The organism is Streptomyces chartreusis (genome assembly GCF_008704715.1).
In the GTDB taxonomy this organism is placed as follows: Bacteria; Actinomycetota; Actinomycetes; order Streptomycetales; family Streptomycetaceae; genus Streptomyces; species Streptomyces chartreusis.
This window is the reverse complement of record NZ_CP023689.1, coordinates 4,087,659-4,106,900: the sequence shown is the minus strand read 5'-3', so window position 1 is coordinate 4,106,900 and position 19,242 is coordinate 4,087,659. Positions and strand designations below refer to the sequence as shown.

At 67.1% G+C, this 19,242-nt stretch carries 33 protein-coding genes; all 33 read left to right on the top strand.

Annotation, left to right across the window (positions count from 1 at the left end; translation table 11 throughout):
* The first annotated feature begins 7 nt into the window (after nucleotides 1-7).
* Nucleotides 8-907, top strand: a complete 900-nt coding sequence (gene pqqB, locus CP983_RS17440) for a pyrroloquinoline quinone biosynthesis protein PqqB (RefSeq protein ID WP_150500354.1) — start codon at nucleotides 8-10, stop codon at nucleotides 905-907.
* On the top strand, nucleotides 904-1,641 hold the full coding sequence (gene pqqC / locus CP983_RS17435; RefSeq protein WP_167537720.1) for a pyrroloquinoline-quinone synthase PqqC: 738 nt from the start codon (nucleotides 904-906) through the stop codon (nucleotides 1,639-1,641). Before pqqB ends, pqqC begins: the two co-directional genes overlap by 4 nt.
* Nucleotides 1,638-1,910 carry a pyrroloquinoline quinone biosynthesis peptide chaperone PqqD gene (gene pqqD / locus CP983_RS17430; protein ID WP_229914934.1) on the top strand — a complete coding sequence of 91 codons (273 nt, stop codon included), beginning with the start codon at nucleotides 1,638-1,640 and terminating at the stop codon, nucleotides 1,908-1,910. The genes pqqC and pqqD overlap by 4 nt, the downstream gene beginning before the upstream one ends.
* Nucleotides 1,907-3,043, top strand: a complete 1,137-nt coding sequence (pqqE, locus tag CP983_RS17425; RefSeq protein WP_150500350.1) for a pyrroloquinoline quinone biosynthesis protein PqqE — start codon at nucleotides 1,907-1,909, stop codon at nucleotides 3,041-3,043. Before pqqD ends, pqqE begins: the two co-directional genes overlap by 4 nt.
* Nucleotides 3,044-3,450: 407 nt before the next feature.
* Nucleotides 3,451-3,759 carry a 30S ribosomal protein S10 gene (gene rpsJ / locus CP983_RS17420; RefSeq protein ID WP_003948644.1) on the top strand — a complete coding sequence of 103 codons (309 nt, stop codon included), beginning with the start codon at nucleotides 3,451-3,453 and terminating at the stop codon, nucleotides 3,757-3,759.
* Nucleotides 3,760-3,776: 17 nt separating this feature from the next.
* Nucleotides 3,777-4,421, top strand: a complete 645-nt coding sequence (rplC, locus tag CP983_RS17415; protein WP_030952368.1) for a 50S ribosomal protein L3 — start codon at nucleotides 3,777-3,779, stop codon at nucleotides 4,419-4,421.
* Nucleotides 4,422-4,429: 8 nt separating this feature from the next.
* On the top strand, nucleotides 4,430-5,086 hold the full coding sequence (gene rplD / locus CP983_RS17410; RefSeq protein WP_107904103.1) for a 50S ribosomal protein L4: 657 nt from the start codon (nucleotides 4,430-4,432) through the stop codon (nucleotides 5,084-5,086).
* Nucleotides 5,086-5,505, top strand: a complete 420-nt coding sequence (gene rplW / locus CP983_RS17405; protein WP_030952372.1) for a 50S ribosomal protein L23 — start codon at nucleotides 5,086-5,088, stop codon at nucleotides 5,503-5,505. Before rplD ends, rplW begins: the two co-directional genes overlap by 1 nt.
* 40 nt (nucleotides 5,506-5,545) lie before the next feature.
* Complete coding sequence (rplB, locus tag CP983_RS17400) at nucleotides 5,546-6,382, top strand: 50S ribosomal protein L2 (RefSeq protein WP_007494772.1); 837 nt, start codon at nucleotides 5,546-5,548, stop codon at nucleotides 6,380-6,382.
* Nucleotides 6,383-6,394: 12 nt separating this feature from the next.
* Entirely contained in the window at nucleotides 6,395-6,676 is a 282-nt protein-coding gene (gene rpsS / locus CP983_RS17395; protein WP_030952374.1) for a 30S ribosomal protein S19, read from the top strand.
* A 44-nt stretch (nucleotides 6,677-6,720) separates the two neighbouring features.
* A complete protein-coding gene (gene rplV / locus CP983_RS17390) occupies nucleotides 6,721-7,068 on the top strand; it encodes a 50S ribosomal protein L22 (protein WP_026290933.1) in 348 nt (115 codons plus the stop codon).
* Nucleotides 7,068-7,886 carry a 30S ribosomal protein S3 gene (gene rpsC, locus CP983_RS17385; protein ID WP_055706471.1) on the top strand — a complete coding sequence of 273 codons (819 nt, stop codon included), beginning with the start codon at nucleotides 7,068-7,070 and terminating at the stop codon, nucleotides 7,884-7,886. The genes rplV and rpsC overlap by 1 nt, the downstream gene beginning before the upstream one ends.
* Nucleotides 7,887-7,891: 5 nt before the next feature.
* Entirely contained in the window at nucleotides 7,892-8,311 is a 420-nt protein-coding gene (rplP, locus tag CP983_RS17380) for a 50S ribosomal protein L16 (protein ID WP_030967307.1), read from the top strand.
* Nucleotides 8,311-8,535: a 50S ribosomal protein L29 gene (gene rpmC, locus CP983_RS17375; RefSeq protein ID WP_007494763.1), complete on the top strand. Its 225-nt coding sequence runs from the start codon at nucleotides 8,311-8,313 to the stop codon at nucleotides 8,533-8,535. The genes rplP and rpmC overlap by 1 nt, the downstream gene beginning before the upstream one ends.
* Complete coding sequence (gene rpsQ, locus CP983_RS17370) at nucleotides 8,535-8,819, top strand: 30S ribosomal protein S17 (protein ID WP_018543912.1); 285 nt, start codon at nucleotides 8,535-8,537, stop codon at nucleotides 8,817-8,819. Before rpmC ends, rpsQ begins: the two co-directional genes overlap by 1 nt.
* A 98-nt stretch (nucleotides 8,820-8,917) precedes the next feature.
* The gene (gene rplN / locus CP983_RS17365) at nucleotides 8,918-9,286 is read left to right on the top strand and encodes a 50S ribosomal protein L14 (RefSeq protein ID WP_003998823.1); all 369 of its coding nucleotides are present in this window, start codon (nucleotides 8,918-8,920) and stop codon (nucleotides 9,284-9,286) included.
* Nucleotides 9,287-9,288: 2 nt separating this feature from the next.
* Nucleotides 9,289-9,612: a 50S ribosomal protein L24 gene (rplX, locus tag CP983_RS17360; RefSeq protein ID WP_107904101.1), complete on the top strand. Its 324-nt coding sequence runs from the start codon at nucleotides 9,289-9,291 to the stop codon at nucleotides 9,610-9,612.
* On the top strand, nucleotides 9,612-10,169 hold the full coding sequence (gene rplE, locus CP983_RS17355) for a 50S ribosomal protein L5 (RefSeq protein WP_107904099.1): 558 nt from the start codon (nucleotides 9,612-9,614) through the stop codon (nucleotides 10,167-10,169). The genes rplX and rplE overlap by 1 nt, the downstream gene beginning before the upstream one ends.
* A gap of 5 nt (nucleotides 10,170-10,174) precedes the next feature.
* Nucleotides 10,175-10,360 (top strand): type Z 30S ribosomal protein S14, encoded by a 186-nt coding sequence (locus CP983_RS17350; protein ID WP_003948630.1) that lies wholly within the window; start codon nucleotides 10,175-10,177, stop codon nucleotides 10,358-10,360.
* A gap of 212 nt (nucleotides 10,361-10,572) precedes the next feature.
* The gene (gene rpsH, locus CP983_RS17340) at nucleotides 10,573-10,971 is read left to right on the top strand and encodes a 30S ribosomal protein S8 (RefSeq protein WP_007384075.1); all 399 of its coding nucleotides are present in this window, start codon (nucleotides 10,573-10,575) and stop codon (nucleotides 10,969-10,971) included.
* 24 nt (nucleotides 10,972-10,995) lie between these two features.
* Nucleotides 10,996-11,535 (top strand): 50S ribosomal protein L6, encoded by a 540-nt coding sequence (rplF, locus tag CP983_RS17335; protein ID WP_107904097.1) that lies wholly within the window; start codon nucleotides 10,996-10,998, stop codon nucleotides 11,533-11,535.
* A 3-nt stretch (nucleotides 11,536-11,538) separates the two neighbouring features.
* A complete protein-coding gene (gene rplR, locus CP983_RS17330) occupies nucleotides 11,539-11,922 on the top strand; it encodes a 50S ribosomal protein L18 (RefSeq protein WP_030967303.1) in 384 nt (127 codons plus the stop codon).
* Between the two features lie 41 nt (nucleotides 11,923-11,963).
* Complete coding sequence (gene rpsE, locus CP983_RS17325; protein WP_015658456.1) at nucleotides 11,964-12,569, top strand: 30S ribosomal protein S5; 606 nt, start codon at nucleotides 11,964-11,966, stop codon at nucleotides 12,567-12,569.
* A complete protein-coding gene (gene rpmD, locus CP983_RS17320) occupies nucleotides 12,569-12,748 on the top strand; it encodes a 50S ribosomal protein L30 (protein ID WP_107904095.1) in 180 nt (59 codons plus the stop codon). Before rpsE ends, rpmD begins: the two co-directional genes overlap by 1 nt.
* Before the next feature lie 2 nt (nucleotides 12,749-12,750).
* Nucleotides 12,751-13,206, top strand: coding sequence for a 50S ribosomal protein L15 (rplO, locus tag CP983_RS17315; protein ID WP_093824865.1), 456 nt, complete (start codon nucleotides 12,751-12,753; stop codon nucleotides 13,204-13,206).
* Between the two features lie 245 nt (nucleotides 13,207-13,451).
* Entirely contained in the window at nucleotides 13,452-14,768 is a 1,317-nt protein-coding gene (gene secY, locus CP983_RS17310) for a preprotein translocase subunit SecY (protein ID WP_107904093.1), read from the top strand.
* Nucleotides 14,768-15,433, top strand: coding sequence for an adenylate kinase (locus tag CP983_RS17305; protein ID WP_107904091.1), 666 nt, complete (start codon nucleotides 14,768-14,770; stop codon nucleotides 15,431-15,433). The genes secY and CP983_RS17305 overlap by 1 nt, the downstream gene beginning before the upstream one ends.
* 135 nt (nucleotides 15,434-15,568) lie before the next feature.
* Nucleotides 15,569-16,405 carry a type I methionyl aminopeptidase gene (gene map, locus CP983_RS17300; protein WP_150500348.1) on the top strand — a complete coding sequence of 279 codons (837 nt, stop codon included), beginning with the start codon at nucleotides 15,569-15,571 and terminating at the stop codon, nucleotides 16,403-16,405.
* 180 nt (nucleotides 16,406-16,585) lie between these two features.
* Nucleotides 16,586-16,807, top strand: a complete 222-nt coding sequence (gene infA, locus CP983_RS17295) for a translation initiation factor IF-1 (RefSeq protein ID WP_003948620.1) — start codon at nucleotides 16,586-16,588, stop codon at nucleotides 16,805-16,807.
* 59 nt (nucleotides 16,808-16,866) lie between these two features.
* Nucleotides 16,867-16,980, top strand: coding sequence for a 50S ribosomal protein L36 (gene rpmJ / locus CP983_RS17290; protein ID WP_003998809.1), 114 nt, complete (start codon nucleotides 16,867-16,869; stop codon nucleotides 16,978-16,980).
* Nucleotides 16,981-17,170: 190 nt separating this feature from the next.
* Nucleotides 17,171-17,551 (top strand): 30S ribosomal protein S13, encoded by a 381-nt coding sequence (gene rpsM, locus CP983_RS17285; protein WP_037680379.1) that lies wholly within the window; start codon nucleotides 17,171-17,173, stop codon nucleotides 17,549-17,551.
* Nucleotides 17,552-17,617: 66 nt separating this feature from the next.
* A complete protein-coding gene (gene rpsK / locus CP983_RS17280) occupies nucleotides 17,618-18,022 on the top strand; it encodes a 30S ribosomal protein S11 (RefSeq protein ID WP_003956432.1) in 405 nt (134 codons plus the stop codon).
* A 152-nt stretch (nucleotides 18,023-18,174) separates the two neighbouring features.
* A complete protein-coding gene (locus CP983_RS17275; RefSeq protein WP_003966937.1) occupies nucleotides 18,175-19,197 on the top strand; it encodes a DNA-directed RNA polymerase subunit alpha in 1,023 nt (340 codons plus the stop codon).
* The last annotated feature ends 45 nt before the right edge of the window (nucleotides 19,198-19,242 follow it).

Sequence of the window (19,242 nt, the reverse complement as noted above, 5' to 3'; positions counted from 1 at the left end):
GGCCGCCATGCTGCTGCTGGTACTCGGCACTGCCGCCGGCGGCGGCATCCCCCAGTGGAACTGCGCGTGCCCCGGTTGCTCCGGGGCACGCGCCCACCCGCACCGGCGCCGCCGGCACGCCTCGCTGGCCGTACGCACCGGCGAGGGCCGCTGGTACGTCGTCAACGCGACCCCCGACATCGGCGACCAGATCGAGGAACGGCCCGAGCTCCACCCCGGGCCCGGCCCCCGGCAGACCCCGCTCGCCGGAGTGATCCTCACCGACGCCGAACTCGACCACACCCTGGGCATCGCCCGGCTGCGCGAGGCGGACGGCTTCCAGGTGCTGGCGACGGCCCCGGTACGGCAGGCGCTGCTGGACCGCCAGCGGTTTGGCGACGTCCTGGCCCCGTACACCGACGTGACCTGGCGGGAGCTGCCCGGGCACGGCGCCGAACCGCTGGACGGCACGCCCTCCGGCCTTCAGGTCAGCGGCATCCCGGTCTCCGGCAAGCGCCCGCGGTACGCCGCCGACGCCCCGGACGACGACGCCTGGGTCGTCGCGCTGCGGCTGTACGACCCGTCGTCCGGCGCCTCGGTCCTCTACGCCCCGGCCCTGGCCGCCTGGCCGGACCGCCTCCAGCAGGCCGCCGCCGAGGCCGACTGCGTCATCGTCGACGGCACCTTCTGGGACGACGAGGAGCCCCGCCGCACCGGCATCTCCTCGCGCACCGCCACCGGCATGGGCCATCTGCCCATCGACGGCCCGGGCGGCACCGCCGAGCGGCTCGCCCCCCTCTCCGCACGGTGCCTGTACACGCACCTCAACAACACCAACCCCCTCGTCGACCCGGCCGCGCCCCAGCACAAGCGGCTCGCCCGGCTGGGCATCGAGGTGGCGCACGACGGAATGGTGATCGAGCCATGAGCACAGCCGCTGTGAGCACGAGCCCGGCCCCGCCCGAGGAGCCCTGGAGTCCCGCCGAGTTCGAGGCGCGACTGCGTGCGGTGGGGGAGCAGCGCTACCACCACCTGCACCCCTTCAACATCCGCATGCACGACGGCGACCTCAGCCCCGGCGAACTGCGCCGCTGGATCGCCAACCGCTTCCACTACCAGCGCCACATCCCCGTCAAGGACGCCCTGATCACCGCCAAGCTCCCCACCTCGGAGCTGCGCCGGATGTGGCTGCGCCGCATCCAGGACCACGACGGGGCACAGAGCGGCGAGGGCGGCATCGAGCGCTGGCTGCGGCTCGGGGAGGCGGCCGGCCTGGACCGCGAGACCCTGCTGCGCGCCGACTCGGTGCTGCCGGGCGTACGGCTTGCGGTCGACGGATACGTCAACTTCTGCCGGCTGCGCCCGCCCCTGGAGGCCGTCGCCGCCTCGCTCACCGAACTGTCCGCCCCGGACCTGATGCGCACCCGCATCGACGCCTTCGAGCGCCACTACCCGTGGATCGACGCCGAGGGCCTCGCCTACTTCCGCACCCGGGTCTCCCAGGGGCGGCGCGACAGCCGCGAGGCGCTCGACCTGGTCCTCGGCTGGGCCCGCACCCATGACGAACAGGAGCGCGCCGTGGCAGCGCTGCGCTTCAAGTGCGACGTCCTGTGGTCGCTGCTGGACACCGTGGACGGCGCGGGCCGCGGGGAGCCGGCGTGAGCGGGCCGCCCGGCACCGACTGGCGGCCCGCCCCGGCCCCCGCCACCGTGCGCCGCCACGACCCCGTACGGGACGCGGACCTGCTGCTCCTGCCCGAGCGGGTCGGCGTCCTGACCGGCTCGGCCGGCACGGTGCTCGGCCTGTGCGACGGCACCCGCAGCGTCGCCGACATCGTCGCGGAACTCACCGAGCGCTTCCCCGACGCCCCCGTGGCCACCGACGTCCCCGTGTTCCTGGAGCGGCTGCGCAAGGAGGGCTGGCTGCGATGACCCCGACGGACCCGCCGGCCGGCCCCGCCACGCCCCCCGCCCGCCCCTGGGCCCTGCTCGCCGAGCTCACCCACGCCTGTCCGCTGCACTGCGGCTACTGCTCCAACCCCCTTGAACTGAAACGCCGTTCGAGCGAGTTGAGCACCGAACAGTGGGCGGACGTGCTGCGCCAGGCGGGAGAGCTCGGCGTCGTCCAGACCCATCTGTCGGGCGGCGAGCCGCTGCTGCGCCGGGACCTGGCGGAGATCGTCGCCGCGGCCGAGGCGGCCGGCATCTACACCCAGCTGGTCACCAGCGGCGTGGGCCTGAGCGAGCCGCGCCTCGCAGCCCTCGCCGCCGCCGGACTGAAGAGCGTCCAGCTGTCCGTGCAGCACGCCGACCCACGCGCCTCCGACCGCATCGCCGGGCGGCGCTCCTTCGCCGAGAAGGAACGCGCCGCCGAGCTGGTGCGGGCCGCCGGACTGCCGCTCGGCATGAACGTCGTCCTGCACCGCGAGAACCTGGACGCCCTCGACGCGCTCGTCGAGCTGGGCGTGTCCTGGGGCGTGGACCGCATCGAGCTCGCCAACGTCCAGTTCTACGGCTGGGGCCTGCTCAACCGCGCCGCGCTGCTGCCCACCCGCGAGCAGCTCGCCGGCGCACGGGAGGCGGTCCAGCGGTGGCGCGGGCGGCTCCCGGACGGGCCCGAGCTGGTCTGGGTCGTCCCCGACTACTTCGATGGCGTCGCCAAGCCGTGCATGGGCGGCTGGGGAGCGGTCTCGCTCACGGTCGCCCCCGACGGCACGGTGCTGCCGTGCCCCGCGGCGGCCGCGCTGCCGGACCTGGATCCACCGAACGTCCGCGATCACCGGCTGGACTGGATCTGGGACCACTCCGGGGCGTTCACCCGCTACCGCGGCACCGACTGGATGCCCGATCCCTGCCGCGGCTGTTCCCGCCGCGAGGAGGACTTCGGCGGCTGCCGCTGCCAGGCCTACGCACTCACCGGGGACGCCACCCGTACGGATCCGGCATGCGGGCTCTCGCCGGACCACGGGCTCATCCGAGGGCTGGCCGAGGCCGAACCGGACGAAACAGTGCAGATCAGACGCCGGGTGCCCGGCCGGGTCAAGGGCGCAGCCGCCCGGGTTTGACCTGCGTCACCCTCGGGGTATTCTCTCCGGCTCGATTGGCGGACCCCCTGCCCCATATGGCAGACTGTCCGAGTTGCTCGGTCGAGTGTTGATGCTGCGCGCCTCCCGCCGGGAGGACCGGAAGCGAGTCCCACAGTACTCGTCGCCCTAACTGCCGTAAGGCAGCGCTGGGGCGGACGTACGGGAATCTTCCGGGAAGTGTCAGTGCGGCACCGACCAGGCACCCGGTGGACCTCCTAGTCCCCGGCTTGCGGTTCCGGAAGGGCCGTGCTCCCAGGCAAGGGATGTTCGAACAAGGGGCATCTGTGTCAGCGAGAGCGCGACACGCCCGACCGCGTGGGTCGGAGAGCAGGGCACAGGAACACCGGGTTCCAGAGCGTTACGAGACAAAGGACTACTGAGTAGCCATGGCGGGACAGAAGATCCGCATCCGGCTCAAGGCCTACGACCACGAGGTCATCGACTCCTCGGCGAAGAAGATCGTCGAGACGGTGACCCGCACTGGTGCGTCGGTCGCGGGCCCGGTGCCGCTGCCCACTGAGAAGAACGTGTACTGCGTCATCAAGTCGCCGCACAAGTACAAGGACTCGCGCGAGCACTTCGAGATGCGCACGCACAAGCGCCTGATCGACATCCTCGACCCGACGCCCAAGACCGTTGACTCTCTGATGCGACTCGACCTCCCGGCCGGTGTCGACATCGAGATCAAGCTCTAGGGGCCGGTGATCTGAGAATGGCTAAGCAGATCAAGGGCATCCTGGGCGAGAAGCTCGGCATGACGCAGGTGTGGGACGCGAACAACCGTGTTGTTCCGGTCACCGTCGTCAAGGCCGGCCCGAACGTCGTCACCCAGGTCCGCACGAACGACGCCGACGGCTACGAGTCCGTCCAGATCGCGTTCGGCGACATCGACCCGCGCAAGGTGAACAAGCCCCTCAAGGGCCACTTCGCGAAGGCCGACGTCACCCCCCGTCGCCACCTCGTCGAGATCCGCACCGCGGACGCCGCCGAGTACACCCTCGGCCAGGAGATCACCGCTGAGGTGTTCGAGGCCGGCGTGAAGGTCGACGTGACCGGCAAGAGCAAGGGCAAGGGCTTCGCCGGTGTCATGAAGCGTCACAACTTCAAGGGCCTCGGCGCCGGACACGGCACCCAGCGCAAGCACCGCTCTCCCGGTTCCATCGGTGGCTGCGCCACCCCGGGCCGCGTGTTCAAGGGCCTCCGCATGGCGGGTCGTATGGGCAACGAGCGGGTCACCACCCAGAACCTGACCGTCCACGCCGTTGACGCGGAGAAGGGTCTGCTGCTCATCAAGGGCGCGGTTCCCGGTCCGAACGGCGGCCTCGTCCTGGTCCGCACCGCGGCCAAGGGGGCCTGAGGTAACCGATGAGCACTGTTGACATCCTTTCGCCGGCGGGCGACAAGGCCGGTACCGTCGAGCTCCCCGCGGAGATCTTCGACGTAGAGAAGATCAGCGTTCCGCTGCTTCACCAGGTCGTCGTCGCGCAGCTGGCCGCTGCCCGCCAGGGCACGCACAAGACCAAGACGCGTGGCGAGGTCCGTGGTGGTGGCAAGAAGCCTTACCGCCAGAAGGGCACCGGTCGCGCCCGTCAGGGCTCGACCCGCGCGCCGCAGTTCGCCGGTGGTGGCGTCGTGCACGGTCCCGTGCCGCGTGACTACTCGCAGCGGACCCCGAAGAAGATGAAGGCCGCGGCCCTGCGCCACGCCCTCACCGACCGGGCCCGCAACAACCGCATCCACGTCGTCTCCGGCGTGATCGAGGGCGAGAACCCCAGCACCAAGGCCGCGAAGAGCCTGTTCGGCAAGATCAGCGAGCGCAAGAACCTGCTCCTGATCGTCGAGCGCGCCGACGAGGCCGCGTGGCTGTCCGCCCGCAACCTGCCCCAGGTCCACATCCTGGAGCCGGGCCAGCTGAACACGTACGACGTTCTCGTCTCGGACGACGTGGTCTTCACCCAGGCCGCGTTCGAGTCCTTCGTGTCGGGCCCGAAGGCCAATGACACCGAAGGGAGCGAGGCCTGATGGCTACGCGTCACCCGAGCATTGCCTCCAAGGCGGCCAAGGCCGCCAAGGCCGCGCGCGTCGCCAAGGCGCGTCGTCACGCCGCCGAGGGCAAGAACACCGTCGAGACCCCGGTCAGCAAGTCCTTCACGGACCCCCGTGACGTGCTGCTGAAGCCGGTCGTCTCCGAGAAGAGCTACGCGCTTCTCGACGAGGGCAAGTACACGTTCATCGTCGCCCCGAGCGCCAACAAGACCCAGATCAAGCAGGCCGTCCAGGCGGTCTTCGACGTCAAGGTCACTGGGGTCAACACGATCAACCGCCAGGGCAAGCGCAAGCGGACCCGCACCGGCTTCGGCCAGCGCGCGGGCACCAAGCGCGCGATCGTGACCCTCGCCGAGGGCGACCGTATCGACATCTTCGGCGGTCCGACCGCCTAAGGGCGGTCCGGATCGTCCGATATCGGACGAGGACTGAGAAATGGGAATCCGCAAGTACAAGCCGACTACGCCGGGCCGTCGCGGCTCCAGCGTCGCCGACTTCGTCGAGGTCACGCGGTCCACGCCGGAGAAGTCGCTGGTCCGCCCCCTGCACAGCAAGGGCGGCCGTAACAACGCCGGTCGTGTGACCGTTCGCCACCAGGGTGGCGGACACAAGCGCGCCTACCGAGTGATCGACTTCCGTCGTCACGACAAGGACGGCGTGCCGGCGAAGGTCGCGCACATCGAGTACGACCCCAACCGCACCGCGCGCATCGCGCTGCTGCACTACGCCGACGGCGAGAAGCGCTACATCCTCGCCCCGCGCAACCTGCAGCAGGGTGACCGCGTCGAGAACGGTCCTGGGGCCGACATCAAGCCGGGCAACAACCTGGCGCTCCGCAACATCCCGGTCGGTACCACGATCCACGCGATCGAGCTCCGTCCCGGTGGCGGCGCCAAGTTCGCCCGCTCCGCCGGTGCCTCCGTGCAGCTGCTCGCGAAGGAGGGCTCGATGGCCCACCTCCGCATGCCCTCCGGTGAGATCCGCCTGGTCGACCAGCGCTGCCGCGCCACGGTCGGCGAGGTCGGCAACGCCGAGCAGAGCAACATCAACTGGGGCAAGGCCGGCCGCAAGCGCTGGCTGGGCGTCCGCCCGACCGTTCGTGGTGTGGCGATGAACCCGGTTGACCACCCCCACGGTGGTGGTGAGGGCAAGACCTCCGGTGGTCGCCACCCGGTCAGCCCCTGGGGTCAGAAGGAAGGTCGTACTCGTTCGCCCAAGAAGGCGTCGAACAAGTACATCGTCCGCCGCCGCAAGACGAACAAGAAGCGCTAGGAGCGGGTTTAGATGCCGCGCAGTCTCAAGAAGGGGCCCTTCGTCGACGGACACCTCATCAAGAAGGTGGACGCCCAGAACGAAGCCGGCACCAAGAACGTCATCAAGACCTGGTCCCGTCGCTCCATGATCGTGCCGGCCATGCTCGGCCACACGCTCGCGGTGCACAACGGCAAGACCCACATCCCGGTGTTCGTCACCGAGTCGATGGTCGGCCACAAGCTCGGCGAGTTCTCGCCGACGCGCACCTTCCGGGGCCACGTCAAGGACGACCGGAAGTCGAAGCGCCGCTAGTAGCGGATCGCATTCAGACACGTAAGTAACTGAGAGGGACAACCATGGAAGCCAGGGCCCAGGCGCGGTACATCCGCGTTACGCCCATGAAGGCCCGCCGCGTGGTGGACCTTATCCGTGGCATGGATGCCACGGAGGCTCAGGCTGTTCTGCGATTCGCTCCGCAGGCAGCCTCCGTGCCGGTCGGCAAGGTGCTCGACAGCGCCATTGCCAACGCCGCGCACAACTACGACCACCCGGACGCCTCCTCGCTGGTCATCAGCGAGGCGTACGTTGACGAGGGCCCGACCCTGAAGCGGTTCCGTCCGCGTGCCCAGGGCCGTGCCTACCGGATCCGCAAGCGGACCAGCCACATCACTGTGGTCGTCAGCAGCAAGGAAGGAACCCGGTAATGGGCCAGAAGGTTAACCCGCATGGGTTCCGGCTCGGTGTCACCACGGACTTCAAGTCCCGGTGGTACGCCGACAAGCTGTACAAGGACTACGTCAAGGAAGACGTCGCCATCCGTCGGATGATGACGTCCGGCATGGAGCGCGCCGGCATCTCGAAGGTTGAGATCGAGCGCACCCGTGACCGTGTCCGCGTGGACATCCACACCGCGCGTCCGGGCATCGTCATCGGCCGCCGTGGCGCCGAGGCCGACCGCATCCGCGGTGACCTCGAGAAGCTCACGGGCAAGCAGGTCCAGCTGAACATCCTCGAGGTCAAGAACCCCGAGACCGACGCTCAGCTGGTTGCCCAGGCCGTTGCCGAGCAGCTCTCCTCCCGCGTCTCCTTCCGTCGGGCCATGCGTAAGAGCATGCAGTCCGCCATGAAGGCCGGCGCCAAGGGCATCAAGATCCAGTGCGGCGGCCGCCTCGGTGGCGCCGAGATGTCCCGCTCGGAGTTCTACCGCGAGGGCCGCGTGCCCCTGCACACGCTCCGTGCGAACGTGGACTACGGCTTCTTCGAGGCCAAGACGACCTTCGGCCGCATCGGCGTGAAGGTCTGGATCTACAAGGGCGACGTCAAGAACATCGCCGAGGTCCGCGCCGAGAACGCTGCGGCCCGTGCGGGTAACCGCCCGGCCCGTGGTGGTGCAGACCGCCCGGCCCGTGGTGGCCGTGGTGGCGAGCGGCGCGGTCGCAAGCCGCAGCAGGCTGCCGGCGCCGAGGCCCCCAAGGCCGAGGCCCCCGCCGCTCCGGCTGAGAGCACCGGAACGGAGGCCTGACCGAAATGCTGATCCCCCGTAGGGTCAAGCACCGCAAGCAGCACCACCCCAAGCGCTCCGGCGCTGCCAAGGGTGGCACGACGGTTGCGTTCGGCGAGTACGGCATCCAGGCGCTCACCCCGGCCTACGTGACGAACCGTCAGATCGAGGCCGCTCGTATTGCCATGACGCGTCACATCAAGCGTGGTGGCAAGGTCTGGATCAACATCTACCCGGACCGTCCCCTCACCAAGAAGCCTGCCGAGACCCGCATGGGTTCCGGTAAGGGTTCTCCGGAGTGGTGGATCGCCAACGTCAAGCCCGGACGCGTGATGTTCGAGCTGTCGTACCCCAACGAGAAGATCGCCCGTGAGGCTCTGACTCGCGCCGCCCACAAGCTGCCGATGAAGTGCCGGATCGTCAAGCGCGAGGCAGGTGAAGCGTGATGTCGGCCGGTACCAAGGCGTCCGAGCTGCGCGAGCTGGGCAACGAGGAGCTTCTTGCGAAGCTCCGCGAGGCCAAGGAAGAGCTGTTCAACCTCCGCTTCCAGGCGGCGACCGGTCAGCTCGAGAACCATGGCCGTCTGAAGGCGGTCCGCAAGGACATCGCGCGGATCTACACCCTGATGCGCGAGCGTGAGCTGGGCATCGAAACGGTGGAGAACGCCTGATGAGCGAGAAGAACGTGACTGAGAACGCAGAGGCGCGCGGTTTCCGCAAGACCCGTGAGGGTCTCGTCGTCAGCGACAAGATGGACAAGACCGTCGTCGTCGCCGTCGAGGACCGTGTGAAGCACGCGCTGTACGGCAAGGTCATCCGCCGTACGAACAAGCTCAAGGCGCACGACGAGCAGAACGCCGCGGGTGTCGGCGACCGTGTCCTCCTCATGGAGACCCGGCCGCTGTCCGCGACGAAGCGCTGGCGCGTCGTCGAGATCCTCGAGAAGGCCAAGTAATTCCTGCGGGGTTTCCCGCAGGACAGTTCCGCCAGGCTCGGCAGGGGTGCTCGTACTGAGCCCCCTGCCGGGAACCGGCAGACAAACAGGAGATAGACGTGATCCAGCAGGAGTCGCGACTGCGCGTCGCCGACAACACTGGTGCGAAGGAAATCCTTTGCATCCGTGTGCTCGGTGGCTCCGGTCGCCGCTACGCGGGCATCGGTGACGTCATCGTCGCCACCGTCAAGGACGCGATCCCCGGTGGCAACGTGAAGAAGGGTGACGTCGTCAAGGCGGTCATCGTTCGCACCGTCAAGGAGCGCCGCCGTCCGGACGGCTCGTACATCCGCTTCGACGAGAACGCCGCCGTCATTCTGAAGAACGACGGCGACCCTCGCGGCACCCGCATCTTCGGCCCGGTCGGGCGTGAGCTGCGCGAGAAGAAGTTCATGAAGATCATCTCGCTGGCTCCGGAGGTGCTGTAAGCATGAAGATTAAGAAGGGCGACCTGGTCCAGGTCATCACCGGTAAGGACAAGGGCAAGCAGGGCAAGGTCATCGCGGCCTACCCCCGCGAGGACCGTGTCCTGGTCGAGGGTGTCAACCGGGTCAAGAAGCACACCAAGGCCGGCCCGACCGCCAAGGGTTCGCAGGCCGGCGGCATCGTCACGACCGAGGCGCCCGTCCACGTCTCCAACGTCCAGCTGGTCGTTGAGAAGGACGGCAACAAGGTCGTCACGCGTGTCGGCTACCGCTTCGACGACGAAGGCAACAAGATCCGCGTTGCCAAGCGGACGGGTGAGGACATCTGATGACGACCACCACCAGCCCGCGTCTGAAGCTGAAGTACCGCGAGGAGATCGCGGGCAAGCTGCGTGACGAGTTCAAGTACGAGAACGTCATGCAGGTTCCCGGCCTCGTCAAGATCGTGGTCAACATGGGTGTGGGCGACGCCGCCCGCGACTCCAAGCTGATCGAGGGCGCGATCCGCGACCTCACCACGATCACCGGTCAGAAGCCGGCCGTCACCAAGGCCCGCAAGTCCATCGCGCAGTTCAAGCTGCGTGAGGGCCAGCCGATCGGTGCCCACGTCACGCTCCGTGGCGACCGCATGTGGGAGTTCCTGGACCGCACCCTGTCGCTCGCGCTCCCGCGCATCCGCGACTTCCGTGGTCTGTCCCCCAAGCAGTTCGACGGCCGTGGCAACTACACCTTCGGTCTCACCGAGCAGGTCATGTTCCACGAGATCGACCAGGACAAGATCGACCGTACCCGGGGTATGGACATCACCGTGGTGACCACGGCGACCAACGACGCTGAGGGCCGCGCGCTCCTTCGTCACCTCGGCTTCCCGTTCAAGGAGGCGTGAGCGAGATGGCGAAGAAGGCTCTGATTGCCAAGGCTGCTCGCAAGCCCAAGTTCGGTGTGCGTGGCTACACGCGCTGCCAGCGCTGCGGCCGTCCGCACTCCGTGTACCGCAAGTTCGGCCTGTGCCGCGTGTGCCTTCGTGAGATGGCTCACCGTGGCGAGCTGCCGGGCGTGACCAAGAGCTCCTGGTAATCCCCCTAATAAGGGATTCCGGAGTCTCTCGGTAAGCATCTGGGTGGACAGGGGCCCACCTCCGCATGGCTTAGGCTTGTGGGGTTGGGCGCCTGTCGCGCCCGTACGACTTACTACGCCGTAGGTCCACCGCGCCGCACCCGTCCCGTCTCGGATCGGGGAGAGGGATGGCGCACCAGGAAACCCCGGCGAGAGAGGCCGAAGGCCAATTCATGACCATGACTGATCCGATCGCAGACATGCTTACGCGTCTGCGGAACGCGAACTCGGCATACCACGACTCCGTGACGATGCCGGCATCGAAGATCAAGTCGCACATCGCGGAGATCCTCCAGCAGGAGGGCTTCATCACGGGCTGGAAGGTCGAGGACGCCGAGGTCGGCAAGAACCTCGTCCTGGAGCTGAAGTTCGGCCCCAACCGTGAGCGCTCCATCGCGGGCATCAAGCGGATCTCCAAGCCCGGTCTCCGGGTTTACGCGAAGTCCACCAACCTGCCGAAGGTGCTCGGCGGCCTCGGCGTGGCGATCATCTCCACGTCCCACGGGCTCCTCACCGACAAGCAGGCCGGCAAGAAGGGCGTAGGCGGAGAAGTCCTCGCCTACGTCTGGTAACGGAAGGGAACGGAGGAAACAGCTATGTCGCGCATCGGCAAGCTCCCCATCGCGGTTCCCGCCGGCGTGGACGTCACCATCGACGGCCAGACGGTCTCGGTCAAGGGCCCCAAGGGCACGCTGACCCACACCGTCGTGTCGCCGATCGAGATCGCCAAGGGTGAGGACGGCGTACTCAACGTCACCCGCCCCAACGACGAGCGTCAGAACAAGGCCCTGCACGGCCTGTCCCGCACGCTGGTGGCGAACATGATCACCGGCGTGACCCAGGGTTACGTGAAGAAGCTCGAGATCAGCGGTGTCGGTTACCGCGTTGCGGCCAAGGGATCGAACCTCGAGTTCGCGCTCGGCTACAGCCACTCGATCACCGTCGAGGCTCCCGAGGGCATCACCTTCAAGGTGGAGAACCCGACCCGCTTCTCGGTCGAGGGCATCGACAAGCAGAAGGTCGGCGAGGTTGCGGCGAACATCCGCAAGCTGCGCAAGCCCGACCCGTACAAGGCCAAGGGCGTCAAGTACGAGGGCGAAGTCATCCGCCGCAAGGTCGGAAAGGCGGGTAAGTAAGCCATGGCATACGGACAGAAGATCCTCAAGGGCGACGCCTACAAGCGCGCCGCGATCAAGCGCCGCCACATCCGGATCCGTAAGCACATCAACGGAACGGCGGAGCGTCCGCGTCTGGTCGTTACCCGCTCGAACCGCCACATCGTGGCCCAGGTGATCGACGACCTCAAGGGTCACACCCTTGCGTCGGCGTCCACCCTGGACACCTCGATCCGCGGTGGCGAGGGCGACAAGTCCGCGCAGGCCAAGCAGGTCGGAGCCCTGGTCGCCGAGCGCGCCAAGGCCGCCGGCGTCGAGGCCGTCGTATTCGACCGTGGTGGCAACCAGTACGCCGGGCGCATCGCCGCCCTGGCGGACGCCGCCCGCGAAGCCGGACTCAAGTTCTGAGCCGCTTCCGTAGCTAGCGGAAAAAGAGAGAGGTAATTCCAATGGCTGGACCCCAGCGCCGCGGTGGCGGTGCCGGTGGCGGCGAGCGGCGGGACCGGAAGGGCCGTGACGGCGGCGCAGCTGCCGCCGAGAAGACCGCTTACGTTGAGCGCGTTGTCGCGATCAACCGTGTCGCCAAGGTTGTGAAGGGTGGTCGTCGCTTCAGCTTCACCGCGCTGGTCGTGGTGGGCGACGGTGACGGCACCGTGGGTGTCGGTTACGGCAAGGCCAAGGAGGTGCCGGCCGCCATCGCCAAGGGTGTTGAGGAGGCCAAGAAGCACTTCTTCAAGGTCCCCCGTATCCAGGGCACCATCCCGCACCCGATCCAGGGTGAGAAGGCTGCCGGCGTCGTGCTGCTCAAGCCCGCGTCGCCCGGTACCGGTGTTATCGCCGGTGGTCCGGTGCGTGCCGTGCTCGAGTGCGCCGGTATCCACGACATCCTGTCGAAGTCGCTCGGCTCCGACAACGCGATCAACATCGTGCACGCGACCGTGGAGGCCCTGAAGGGTCTGCAGCGCCCCGAGGAGGTCGCGGCCCGCCGTGGCCTGCCGCTCGAGGACGTTGCTCCCGCGGCTCTGCTGCGTGCGCGTGCCGGGGCTGGTGCGTAATGGCGCAGCTCAAGATCACGCAGGTCAAGTCGTACATCGGCACCAAGCAGAACCACCGTGACACCCTGCGCTCCCTTGGTCTCAAGGGCATCAACACGCAGGTCGTCAAGGAGGACCGCCCCGAGTTCCGCGGCATGGTGCACACCGTCCGCCACCTCGTGACGGTTGAGGAGGTCTGATCATGGCGGAGAACAACCCGCTCAAGATCCACAACCTCCGTCCCGCCCCGGGCGCCAAGACCGCCAAGACCCGTGTCGGTCGTGGTGAGGCGTCGAAGGGTAAGACGGCCGGTCGTGGTACCAAGGGTACGAAGGCTCGTTACCAGGTTCCGGAGCGCTTCGAGGGTGGCCAGATGCCCCTCCACATGCGTCTTCCGAAGCTGAAGGGCTTCAAGAACCCGTTCAAGACCGAGTTCCAGGTCGTGAACCTCGACAAGCTGGCGTCGCTGTACCCCGAGGGTGGCGAGGTCACCGTCGAGGGCCTGGTCGCCAAGGGTGCCGTTCGCAAGAACAGCCTCGTCAAGGTCCTCGGCCAGGGCGAGATCTCCGTGGCGCTGCAGGTGACGGTCGACGCCGTCTCCGGCTCCGCCAAGGAGAAGATCACCGCCGCCGGCGGTACCGTCACCGAGCTCGTCTGAACACATCAGGCGTCTCGATGACTTGAGCGATCCCGACCGGGGATACCCCACAAATGGGGTATCCCCGGTTGGTCGTTCCAAGGGGGGCGGTCTCGCCGGTAAGGTGGCCTGCACTGTCCACTTTTACTGAGTGCTGTTCGTGAGGCACTCTGAGCGGCAGTTGACCGTTAGCTAAGTCGTTCCTATTAGTCGAACCTCAAGACCGTCACCCTTGACGCAGATGCGCGGGGGTCGCAGGAGGCACCGTGCTCACCGCGTTCGCCCGGGCGTTCAAGACGCCCGACCTGCGCAAGAAGCTGCTCTTCACGCTCGCCATCATCGTGGTGTATCGGATCGGTACCCACATTCCGATTCCAGGCGTCGACTACTCGGCCGTCCAGGTCTGCATCGACCAGGCCAGCACCAACACGGGCCTGTTCGGTCTGGTCAACATGTTCAGCGGCGGCGCGCTGCTTCAGATCACGATCTTCGCGCTCGGCATCATGCCGTACATCACGGCGAGCATCATCCTTCAGCTGCTGACCGTCGTGATCCCGCGCCTGGAAGCCCTCAAGAAGGAGGGCCAGGCGGGGACGGCCAAGATCACGCAGTACACCCGCTACCTGACCGTGGCGCTCGCCATTCTGCAGGGCACCGGCCTGGTGGCCACCGCCCGCAGCGGCGCGCTCTTCCAGGGTTGCCAGGTGTCCAGCCAGATCGTTCCTGACCAGTCGATCTTCACGACCATCACCATGGTCATCACCATGACCGCCGGTACGGCCGTCGTCATGTGGCTCGGTGAGCTCATCACCGACCGCGGCATCGGCAACGGCATGTCGATCCTGATGTTCATCTCGATCGCCGCGACCTTCCCGTCCGCCCTGTGGGCCATCAAGCAGCAGGGTGACCTGGCCGGCGGCTGGATCGAGTTCGGCACCGTCATCGCGGTGGGCCTGGTCATGGTCGGACTGGTCGTCTTCGTGGAGCAGGCCCAGCGCCGTATTCCGGTGCAGTACGCGAAGCGCATGATCGGCCGCCGTTCCTACGGCGGTACTTCGACGTACATCCCGCTCAAGGTGAACCAGGCGGGCGTGATTCCCGTCATCTTCGCGTCGTCGCTGCTCTATATTCCGGCGCTGATCGTGCAGTTCTCCAACAACCAGGAGTCCGGCTGGGCGACCTGGGTCACAAAGAACCTGGCGGACACGGGGGCACCCGTGCACGTCGCCCTCTATTTCTTCCTGATTGTCTTCTTCGCGTTCTTCTACGTGGCTATCTCGTTCAACCCCGAGGAAGTCGCGGACAACATGAAGAAGTATGGTGGCTTCATCCCGGGCATCCGGGCTGGCCGACCGACCGCTGAGTACCTCTCCTACGTGCTCAACCGGATCACCTGGCCGGGCTCGCTGTACTTGGGTCTGATCGCTCTCGTGCCGACGATGGCGTTGGCTGGTTTCGGGGCAAACCAGAACTTCCCGTTCGGTGGTACCAGCATCCTGATCATCGTGGGTGTCGGTCTTGAAACGGTGAAGCAGATCGAGAGCCAGCTCCAGCAGCGCAATTACGAAGGGTTCCTCCGCTGATGCGTATCGTCCTCGTCGGGCCGCCGGGTGCCGGCAAGGGAACGCAGGCCGCGTTCCTCGCCAAGAACCTGTCGATCCCGCACATCTCCACGGGCGACCTGTTCCGCGCCAACATCAGCCAGCAGACGGAGCTCGGGAAGCTCGCGAAGTCCTACATGGACGCGGGCAACCTGGTGCCGGACGAGGTCACCATCGGGATGGCCAAGGACCGCATGGAGAAGCCGGACGCCGAGAACGGCTTCCTGCTGGACGGTTTTCCGCGCAACGTGTCCCAGGCCGAGGCACTGGACGAGATGCTCCAGTCCGAGTCCATGAAGCTGGACGCGGTCCTTGACCTCGAAGTCCCCGAGGAAGAGGTCGTCAAGCGGATCGCCGGGCGTCGGATCTGCCGCAAGGACTCCAGCCACGTCTTCCACGTGACGTACAGCAAGCCGAAGACGGAAGGCGTCTGCGACGCCTGCGGCGGCGAGCTGTACCAGCGTGACGACGACTCGGAGGAGACGGTCCGCAAGCGTCTCGAGGTCTACCACACGCAGACCGAGCCGATCATCGACTACTACAAGGCGCAGGGGCTGGTCGTCACCATCTCCGCGCTGGGCAAGGTCGAAGAGGTCACGGGGCGTGCGATGGAGGCCCTCAAGCGTGACGAGGACGGCAAGCAGTAGCGTTCTCAGCTGGTACGCAGCACTGGCCGCGGTTCCCTTCGAGGGGACCGCGGCTGCTGTGTGGGCGGGGGTGTCCCGGCTCCGCCCTTATGGTTGAAGCAGTCCCTCCACCCGGCAGGAAAGGCCCCCGTCCCCATGGTGCAGATCAAGAGCCCCGAGCAGATCGCCAAGATGCGTGAGGCGGGGCTGGTCGTCGCCGCCATTCACGCGGCCACGCGCGAGGCCGCGGTGCCCGGGGCCAGCACCAAGGATCTGGACGAGGTCGCCCGCAAGGTGCTCGCCGAGCACGGCGCCAAGTCGAACTTCCTCGGCTACGGCGGCTTCCCCGCGACGATCTGCACCTCCGTGAACGACGTCGTCGTCCACGGCATCCCGTCCGAGGACGTCGTCCTGAAGGACGGCGACATCATCTCCATCGACTGCGGTGCCATCATCGACGGCTGGCACGGCGACGCCGCCTACACCGCCTTCGTGGGCTCCGGTCACGCCCCGGAGCTCATCGAGCTCTCCCGGGTGACCGAGGGGTCGATGTGGGCCGGCATCGCGGCCATGAAGCAGGGCAACCGCCTGGTCGACGTCTCCCGTGCCATCGAGACCTACATCCGCCGCCAGCCGAAGCCCGGCGGCGGCCGCTACGGCATCATCGAGGACTACGGCGGCCACGGCATCGGCACCGAGATGCACATGGACCCGCACCTGCTGAACTACGTGGAGCGCCGGCGGGGCAAGGGCCCCAAGCTGGTCCCCGGGTTCTGCCTGGCGATCGAGCCGATGGTGTCCCTGGGCACCCCGAAGACCGAGGTCCTCTCGGACGACTGGACGGTCATCACCACCGACGGCACCTGGTCCTCGCACTGGGAGCACTCCGTCGCGCTGACCGAGGAGGGTCCGCTGGTGCTGACCGCTCCCGACGCGGGCAAGGCCAAGCTGGCCGAGTTCGGCATCGTCGCCGCGCCGGATCCGCTGGCCTGAGCGCCCTTCCGCGGACCACGTGCTTAATGATCTGCCGGTCAGGGCAGGATTCCCCGATTCGTCTTTCCGGGTGCGCTGACGTAGACTGACTCGTCGGCTCTCGTGCACCCGCATGTCCGCATGCGCCCGTAAGGGAAAGCACTGGAGTCGATCAAGGTAGTCGATTCCGAAGGGCGAAGCGTGGCCAAGAAGCAAGGTGCCATCGAGATCGAGGGCACTGTCGTCGAGTCTCTGCCGAACGCCATGTTCAAGGTCGAGCTCCAGAACGGCCACCAGGTCCTGGCACACATCAGCGGCAAGATGCGTATGCACTACATCCGCATCCTCCCTGACGACCGGGTCGTGGTGGAGCTGTCTCCGTACGACCTGACGCGTGGCCGGATCGTCTACCGCTACAAGTAGATCTTGCCCGCATCCCGCTTCGGCGGGGTGGTGGCACTGACCCGGAGAACCTCAATCCCATGAAGGTCAAGCCGAGCGTCAAGAAGATCTGCGACAAGTGCAGGGTGATCCGCCGTCACGGTCGGGTCATGGTCATCTGCGAGAACCCGCGCCACAAGCAGCGCCAGGGCTGACGCACGACCGATCCCTCTGCATCCATCGCAGAGATTCGCGCGACGCAAGCTGAATATGTTCATACGCAGAATCCAGGCGAACCTTTGCCTGACACCCCCGGTTCGGAGGCCGGGGACTCAGTTCGTACCTCATACGGCGGCTGGGACTCGGTTCTGCGGAAGACCTCCGAAGATCACCAGGAGCCATTGAATGGCACGCGTTTCCGGTGTTGACATCCCGCGCGAAAAGCGCGTGGAGGTCGCCCTGACCTACGTGTTCGGTATCGGCCGCACGCTCTCCCAGCTGACGCTGGCCGAGACCGGCATCGACCCGAACACTCGCGTTCGCGACCTCTCCGAGGAGCAGCTCGTCGCGATTCGTGAGTACGTCGACAACAACATCAAGACCGAGGGTGACCTCCGTCGCGAGATCCAGGCCGACATCCGCCGCAAGGTCGAGATCGGTTGCTACCAGGGTCTCCGTCACCGTCGCGGTCTGCCCGTCCGCGGTCAGCGCACCAGCACGAACGCCCGTACCCGCAAGGGCCCGCGTCGCGCCATCGCCGGTAAGAAGAAGCCGGGCAAGAAGTAGTCCACAGCGGACTTCGCCGTCCAGCGGTCTTCGCTGTAGGACCGACCACCTCCCGTAGGAGTACAGATGCCCCCCAAGGGTCGTCAGGGCGCTGCCAAGAAGGTGCGCCGCAAGGAAAAGAAGAACGTCGCTCACGGGCACGCCCACATCAAGAGCACGTTCAACAACACGATCGTCTCCATCACGGACCCGTCCGGCAACGTGATCTCCTGGGCCTCCGCCGGCCACGTCGGCTTCAAGGGCTCCCGGAAGTCCACGCCGTTCGCCGCGCAGATGGCCGCCGAGTCGGCTGCCCGCCGCGCCCAGGAGCACGGCATGCGCAAGGTCGACGTGTTCGTGAAGGGTCCGGGTTCGGGTCGTGAGACCGCGATCCGTTCGCTTCAGGCGACCGGTCTCGAGGTCGGCTCCATCCAGGACGTCACCCCGACCCCGCACAACGGCTGCCGTCCGCCGAAGCGTCGTCGCGTCTGACGCACGACTGCTTCACGCAGGCTTGGTTTCGGGCGGTACGGCTCTTCGGGGCTGTATCGCCCGTACCCTTGCAGTACCCGTCCCTTTTGCCGGGGACGGTTCCGTCGGGCGTCAAATAGCGGGCGTCCACGAAAGAAGGATCTGATCCACACATGCTGATCGCTCAGCGTCCCTCGTTGACCGAAGAGGTCGTCGACGAATTCCGCTCCCGGTTCGTGATCGAGCCGCTGGAGCCGGGCTTCGGCTACACCCTCGGCAACTCCCTGCGTCGGACCCTCCTCTCCTCGATCCCGGGTGCGGCGGTCACGTCCATCCGTATCGACGGCGTGCTGCACGAGTTCACCACCGTGCCGGGCGTCAAGGAGGACGTCACCGACCTGATCCTCAACATCAAGCAGCTGGTCGTCTCCTCGGAGCACGACGAGCCGGTCGTGATGTACCTGCGCAAGCAGGGCCCGGGTCTGGTCACCGCCGCCGACATCGCGCCCCCGGCCGGTGTCGAGGTGCACAACCCCGACCTCGTCCTCGCCACGCTCAACGGCAAGGGCAAGCTGGAGATGGAGCTCACGGTCGAGCGCGGCCGCGGTTACGTGTCCGCCGTGCAGAACAAGCAGGTCGGTCAGGAGATCGGGCGTATCCCGGTCGACTCGATCTACTCGCCGGTTCTGAAGGTCACGTACAAGGTCGAGGCCACGCGTGTCGAGCAGCGCACCGACTTCGACAAGCTGATCGTCGACGTCGAGACCAAGCAGGCCATGCGTCCGCGTGACGCCATGGCGTCGGCCGGTAAGACCCTGGTCGAGCTGTTCGGTCTGGCGCGCGAGCTGAACATCGACGCCGAGGGCATCGACATGGGCCCGTCCCCCACGGACGCCGCCCTGGCCGCTGATCTGGCGCTGCCGATCGAGGAGCTGGAGCTCACCGTTCGGTCGTACAACTGCCTCAAGCGCGAGGGCATCCACTCCGTGGGTGAGCTCGTGGCTCGTTCCGAGGCCGACCTGCTGGACATCCGCAACTTCGGTGCGAAGTCCATCGACGAGGTCAAGGCCAAGCTCGCCGGCATGGGCCTGGCCCTGAAGGACTCGCCTCCCGGGTTCGACCCGACCGCCGCCGCCGACGCCTTCGGCGCCGACGACGACGCGGACGCGGGCTTCGTGGAGACCGAGCAGTACTGATTCGGCTTCCGGTCCGTTGTGGCCGGTCGCGCAGTTCCCCGCGCC

What these genes read in the sequence shown, in the direction of transcription:
- CP983_RS17350 (WP_003948630.1), top strand. Translation starts at nt 10,175, where the DNA reads ATGGCGAAGAAGGCTCTGATTGCCAAGGCTGCTCGCAAGCCCAAGTTC.
- rplC (WP_030952368.1), top strand. Translation starts at nt 3,777, where the DNA reads ATGGCTAAGCAGATCAAGGGCATCCTGGGCGAGAAGCTCGGCATGACG.
- rpmJ (WP_003998809.1), top strand. Translation starts at nt 16,867, where the DNA reads ATGAAGGTCAAGCCGAGCGTCAAGAAGATCTGCGACAAGTGCAGGGTG.
- rpsC (WP_055706471.1), top strand. Translation starts at nt 7,068, where the DNA reads ATGGGCCAGAAGGTTAACCCGCATGGGTTCCGGCTCGGTGTCACCACG.
- rplE (WP_107904099.1), top strand. Translation starts at nt 9,612, where the DNA reads ATGACGACCACCACCAGCCCGCGTCTGAAGCTGAAGTACCGCGAGGAG.
- rpsS (WP_030952374.1), top strand. Translation starts at nt 6,395, where the DNA reads ATGCCGCGCAGTCTCAAGAAGGGGCCCTTCGTCGACGGACACCTCATC.
- rpsH (WP_007384075.1), top strand. Translation starts at nt 10,573, where the DNA reads ATGACCATGACTGATCCGATCGCAGACATGCTTACGCGTCTGCGGAAC.
- rplX (WP_107904101.1), top strand. Translation starts at nt 9,289, where the DNA reads ATGAAGATTAAGAAGGGCGACCTGGTCCAGGTCATCACCGGTAAGGAC.
- rplD (WP_107904103.1), top strand. Translation starts at nt 4,430, where the DNA reads ATGAGCACTGTTGACATCCTTTCGCCGGCGGGCGACAAGGCCGGTACC.
- rplR (WP_030967303.1), top strand. Translation starts at nt 11,539, where the DNA reads ATGGCATACGGACAGAAGATCCTCAAGGGCGACGCCTACAAGCGCGCC.
- CP983_RS17305 (WP_107904091.1), top strand. Translation starts at nt 14,768, where the DNA reads ATGCGTATCGTCCTCGTCGGGCCGCCGGGTGCCGGCAAGGGAACGCAG.
- rpsJ (WP_003948644.1), top strand. Translation starts at nt 3,451, where the DNA reads ATGGCGGGACAGAAGATCCGCATCCGGCTCAAGGCCTACGACCACGAG.
- rpsM (WP_037680379.1), top strand. Translation starts at nt 17,171, where the DNA reads ATGGCACGCGTTTCCGGTGTTGACATCCCGCGCGAAAAGCGCGTGGAG.
- rplV (WP_026290933.1), top strand. Translation starts at nt 6,721, where the DNA reads ATGGAAGCCAGGGCCCAGGCGCGGTACATCCGCGTTACGCCCATGAAG.
- rpmD (WP_107904095.1), top strand. Translation starts at nt 12,569, where the DNA reads ATGGCGCAGCTCAAGATCACGCAGGTCAAGTCGTACATCGGCACCAAG.
- pqqC (WP_167537720.1), top strand. Translation starts at nt 904, where the DNA reads ATGAGCACAGCCGCTGTGAGCACGAGCCCGGCCCCGCCCGAGGAGCCC.
- rpsK (WP_003956432.1), top strand. Translation starts at nt 17,618, where the DNA reads ATGCCCCCCAAGGGTCGTCAGGGCGCTGCCAAGAAGGTGCGCCGCAAG.
- rplF (WP_107904097.1), top strand. Translation starts at nt 10,996, where the DNA reads ATGTCGCGCATCGGCAAGCTCCCCATCGCGGTTCCCGCCGGCGTGGAC.
- rplP (WP_030967307.1), top strand. Translation starts at nt 7,892, where the DNA reads ATGCTGATCCCCCGTAGGGTCAAGCACCGCAAGCAGCACCACCCCAAG.
- pqqB (WP_150500354.1), top strand. Translation starts at nt 8, where the DNA reads ATGCTGCTGCTGGTACTCGGCACTGCCGCCGGCGGCGGCATCCCCCAG.
- rpsQ (WP_018543912.1), top strand. Translation starts at nt 8,535, where the DNA reads ATGAGCGAGAAGAACGTGACTGAGAACGCAGAGGCGCGCGGTTTCCGC.
- rpmC (WP_007494763.1), top strand. Translation starts at nt 8,311, where the DNA reads ATGTCGGCCGGTACCAAGGCGTCCGAGCTGCGCGAGCTGGGCAACGAG.
- rpsE (WP_015658456.1), top strand. Translation starts at nt 11,964, where the DNA reads ATGGCTGGACCCCAGCGCCGCGGTGGCGGTGCCGGTGGCGGCGAGCGG.
- pqqE (WP_150500350.1), top strand. Translation starts at nt 1,907, where the DNA reads ATGACCCCGACGGACCCGCCGGCCGGCCCCGCCACGCCCCCCGCCCGC.
- map (WP_150500348.1), top strand. Translation starts at nt 15,569, where the DNA reads ATGGTGCAGATCAAGAGCCCCGAGCAGATCGCCAAGATGCGTGAGGCG.
- rplW (WP_030952372.1), top strand. Translation starts at nt 5,086, where the DNA reads ATGGCTACGCGTCACCCGAGCATTGCCTCCAAGGCGGCCAAGGCCGCC.
- CP983_RS17275 (WP_003966937.1), top strand. Translation starts at nt 18,175, where the DNA reads ATGCTGATCGCTCAGCGTCCCTCGTTGACCGAAGAGGTCGTCGACGAA.
- rplB (WP_007494772.1), top strand. Translation starts at nt 5,546, where the DNA reads ATGGGAATCCGCAAGTACAAGCCGACTACGCCGGGCCGTCGCGGCTCC.
- rplO (WP_093824865.1), top strand. Translation starts at nt 12,751, where the DNA reads ATGGCGGAGAACAACCCGCTCAAGATCCACAACCTCCGTCCCGCCCCG.